Raw genomic sequence first — 3,989 nt, 5'->3', positions numbered from 1 at the left:
GTGTTCTTCGTTCAGCTACGTATTGCTAAGGTTAAAACGGAGGAGTTCGTTGGATGATCCAGCACCTCAGGCGCGCGATCTCGTCGTAGGCGAACAGGTCGGTCGGATCGGAGACGCCGACGAGTACCGTGTCGGCGCGGTGCTTCCAGCACCAGCGCGCGGAAGCGGCGCGCCTGCGTCTTCCGGCAGCAGGCGCACGACGTCCTGGTTGATGTTGTAGAACTTGAGGTTGAGGTAAGGGATGCCGAGCTGGCGCGCGAGCGCGCCGGAAATCTGCTCTTCCGTGACGAAGCCGCTCTCGACGAACACGCGGCCCAGCTTGCGGCCGCTGCGCTTCTGGTCGGCCAGGGCCTGGTTCAGCTGGTCTTCCGACAGCAGCTTTTGTTGCACCAGGATTTCGCCAAGTCGGACTTTTTCGGGCCGCGCCATACCACCTCTTCGATCAATGTAGGACTATTCCTGCATTGTATGCCACAGGAACGAAAAATTAACCTAGAGAATGACTTTACGTAACGCAAAACGTATCGTCCGCGCGACTCCGCACCGGTCCGGCATGCCAGACGGGAAACAGTGTTGTCAAATGCGAAGGGGCTTTGCCGCATGCGCCCGCTCGGCTAACATGGTGACTGCGCCGCTTGGGCTGCGCACCCGTCGCGGAGCTTGCAGTGCAGTTGTTACAACGTCGTTCGCTACCTTCCATACGCGCCAAGCTGGTGACGCTCGTGCTGGCGTGCGCCCTGCCGATCCTGGTCGGGTATCTCGTATTCGCTACCGACGCCGACAAGCGCGAACGGGCGCACGTCGCCGAGGATGCGGAAATGATCGCGCGCGCGCTGGCGGCGGCCGTCGACCGCGACCTCGCCAACGGCGAAACCGCGGCGCGCACGCTGGCCAACCAGACCAACCTGGCGAACGGCGACCTGGCCGCCTTCCACGCGGCCGCGCGCCGGCTGCTGCGGCCGAATTCCCCGCCTACGCCGTCGCCGTGAGCGCGCCGGACGGCGCCGTGCTGCTGGACACGCGCCACACGCTCGGCAGCGCCCTGCCACCGCGCGGCAACGAAGCCGACGTGCGCACCGTGTTCAATACGGGCGACACGGTCACGTCCGGTCTGCACCGCGGCGACGCCACGCAGCCATGGGTGATTTCGGTCGCGGTGCCGGTCTGGCGCGGCGGCAAGGTCGCGTATGCGCTGACCGTCGAGCTGCGCCCGCGCCGCCTGCAGGAGCTGCTGGCAAACCAGAACCTGCCGCCGCACTGGACCGCCCTCGTGTTCGACAACCAGCGTAAACTCGTCGCGTTCCGCGGGCACACGATGCACGCGCTCGACGACAGCATGCGTCCCGAACTGGCGCGCGCGCTGGCCAGGCGGCCGGTCGGCCTCGTCGAGCTGCTCGACCACGGGCCGCAGCCGATGTACGCGGCCTATGCGCGCACGCTCGGGCATGACTGGGCCGTGGCGATCGGGTTCCCGCGCCACGCGGCGCGCGAGATCCTCGGTCCCGATCCCGGCACCACGCTCGCGTGGATCGCGATCATGTTGGCCATCAGCCTCGGCGCCGCCTGGCGCATCGGCGACTCGATCGCGCGTTCGGTGCGGGCCCTGACCGAGCCGGCGGCGGCGCTCGGGCGCGGCGAGGCGCTCGTCATTCCGCCGCTGGCGATCCGCGAGGCGGCGTCCGTCGCGCGCGCGCTGGGCAAGGTCGAGGGCGAGCTGCAGCAGTACCGCGCCGGCCTCGAATCGCTCGTGGCCGAGCGCACCCCAACGAGCTGCAGCGCTCATCCGCCATGCTGGCCACCGTGTACGCCACGGCGCCCGTCGGCCTGGCCTTCGTCGACCGCAGCCTCAAGGTCGTCATGATCAACGACTACCTGGCGGCCGTGAACGCGCTGCCGGCCAGCGCCCACGTCGGCCGCACGCTCGCCGAACTGCTGGGCGAACGGGGCGTCCACATCGAGAAACCGTACCGGCAGGTGCTGGCGTCGGGGCGGCCGCTCATCGAGATCGAAGACAGCGGCGACACCCCGGCCGAACCGGGCGTGATGCGCCACTGGATCTGCAGCTACTACCCCGTCTACGGCCCGGAGCGCGAGCTGGTCGGCATCAACGCCGTCGTGCTCGACATCACGGAGCGCAAGCGCCAGGAACAGCGCAACCGCGACAACGAGGAACTGTTCCGCACCCTGTTCGAAGGATCGGGCGACGCCCACGTCCTGATCGCCTACGGTGCCGGCTTCCTCAGCGCCAACCAGGCCGCGATCGACCTGTTCGGCTGCGCCGGCGCCGACGAATTCCTCGCGATGGCGCCGGCCAGCAGTTCGCCCGAACTGCAGCCGAACGGACGCCGCTCGGACGACCTGTGGAACGAGGCCATGCGCCGCGCGCTCGACACGGGCGGCACCCGCTTCGAATGGATCTACCGGCGCCGCGACGGCTCGAAGTTCCACGCCGACGTGCTGCTCGACAGCGTCGACATCGGCGGCCGCGGCATCGTGCAGGGAACCATCCGCGACATCACCGCCCGCGTGGAGACGTCCGCCGCGCTGCGCGCCGCCAGCCGCCGGCTGGAAGAGAGCGAGCGCATGATCCGCACCGTGACCGACCACCTGCCCGCGCTCGTCGGCTACTGGGACGCGGACATGCGCTGCCGCTTCGCGAACAAGCCCTATTGCGACTGGCTCGAACGATCCCCCTCCGACATCGTCGGTTGCCACATGCGCGAGCTCGTCGACGAGGACCAGATCGCGGAAGTGCAGCCCTACCTGGACGGCGTCCTGCGCGGCGAGCGCCAGTTCTTCGAACGCAGGCTGCACCGCAAGGGCTCCGGCAAGGTGATCCAGGCATGGGGCAGCTACATCCCGGACATCGACCCGGACGGGCGGGTGCAGGGTTTCTACATGCTGCATGCCGACATCACGGAGCTGAAACGCACGCAGTCGCGCCTGGAGGAAGCGCTGCGCGCGGCCGAAGCGGCCAGCAGCGCCAAGGGCGAATTCCTTGCCAACATGAGCCACGAGGTCCGCACGCCGATGAACGCCGTGATCGGGCTCGCGCGCCTGCTCGAGGAGGCCGACCTGGGCCGGCGCGAGCGCGGCTACGTGGCGCGCATGCAGATGGCCGCGAAGTCGCTGCTGTCGATGCTGAACGACGTACTCGATTATTCGAAGGTGGAAGCGGGCCAGCTGGTGCTCGAGCAGACCCCGTTCGCGCTCGACGACGTCCTGTCCAGCATCGCCGCGATGTCCGCCACGGGCGCCTGGAACAAGGGCATCGAGCCCGTGTTCGCGGTCCATCCCGACGTGCCGGCCCGCCTCGTGGGCGACCCGATGCGCCTCGGCCAGGTGCTGCTCAACCTCGTCAGCAACGCGATCAAGTTTACGGAGCGCGGCGAAGTGGTGCTGGCGATCGACCCGGCGGGCCGCGACGGCGACCAGGTCGCACTCGGGTTCACGGTGCACGACAGCGGCATCGGCATCGCGCCCGAACAGCAGCAGCGCATGTTCGAGGCGTTCTCGCAGGCCGACACCTCCACGAGCCGCAAGTACGGCGGCACGGGCCTGGGCCTGGCGATCAGCCGGCGCCTCGTGCGCCTGATGGGCGGCGAGCTGCGGGTGGAGAGCGTACCGGGCCGCGGCGCCACGTTCCGCTTCACCGCCTCGTTCGGCGCCGCGCGGGACGCCGCGGCGCCGGTCCATGACGACATGCCGCCGCTGCGCGTGCTGGTGGCGGACGACAATGCGAGCAGCCGCGCCGCGCTGGCCGGGCTGCTCGCGGCGCGCGGCTGGCAAGTCGCCACGGCCGCCAGCGGCGCCGACACGCTCGCGCAGTTGCGTGCCGAAGGACCGTTCGACCTCGCGTTCATCGACAGCGTGCTGGGCGACCTGGACGGCGCCTCCGTGATCGCGTTCGCGCGCGCCGACCGGGCCATCGCCCTGCCCCGCTGCGCGCTGCTGGCGGCCGATCCGGAGCGCGAACGCGTCGACGCGGT

The 3,989-nt window shown here is 69.4% G+C and carries 3 protein-coding genes and 1 pseudogene; 3 read left to right on the top strand and 1 reads right to left on the bottom strand.

Features of this window, described 5'->3' with window-relative positions:
- Positions 1-67: 67 nt before the first annotated feature.
- Positions 68-429, bottom strand: a pseudogene (locus ACWNCF_RS00720) (GspE/PulE/PilB domain-containing protein); the annotation flags it as partial.
- Positions 430-665: 236 nt separating this feature from the next.
- Between ACWNCF_RS00720 and ACWNCF_RS00715 the strand changes: the two are divergent.
- The 3 genes from ACWNCF_RS00715 to ACWNCF_RS00705 all read left to right on the top strand — a co-directional run.
- The gene (locus ACWNCF_RS00715) at positions 666-989 is read left to right on the top strand and encodes a hypothetical protein (protein ID WP_449405671.1); all 324 of its coding nucleotides are present in this window, start codon (positions 666-668) and stop codon (positions 987-989) included.
- Positions 986-1,861 carry a hypothetical protein gene (locus ACWNCF_RS00710; RefSeq protein WP_449405670.1) on the top strand — a complete coding sequence of 292 codons (876 nt, stop codon included), beginning with the start codon at positions 986-988 and terminating at the stop codon, positions 1,859-1,861. The genes ACWNCF_RS00715 and ACWNCF_RS00710 overlap by 4 nt, the downstream gene beginning before the upstream one ends.
- Positions 1,789-3,989: PAS domain-containing protein (locus ACWNCF_RS00705; RefSeq protein WP_449405669.1), on the top strand; the 2,201-nt coding region annotated here is incomplete at its 3' end. The genes ACWNCF_RS00710 and ACWNCF_RS00705, both read left to right, overlap by 73 nt.

It is taken from the genome of Massilia phosphatilytica, from assembly GCF_977014125.1.
Note: the sequence above shows the minus strand (reverse complement) of the source record. Positions and strands in the feature narration are given on the sequence as shown.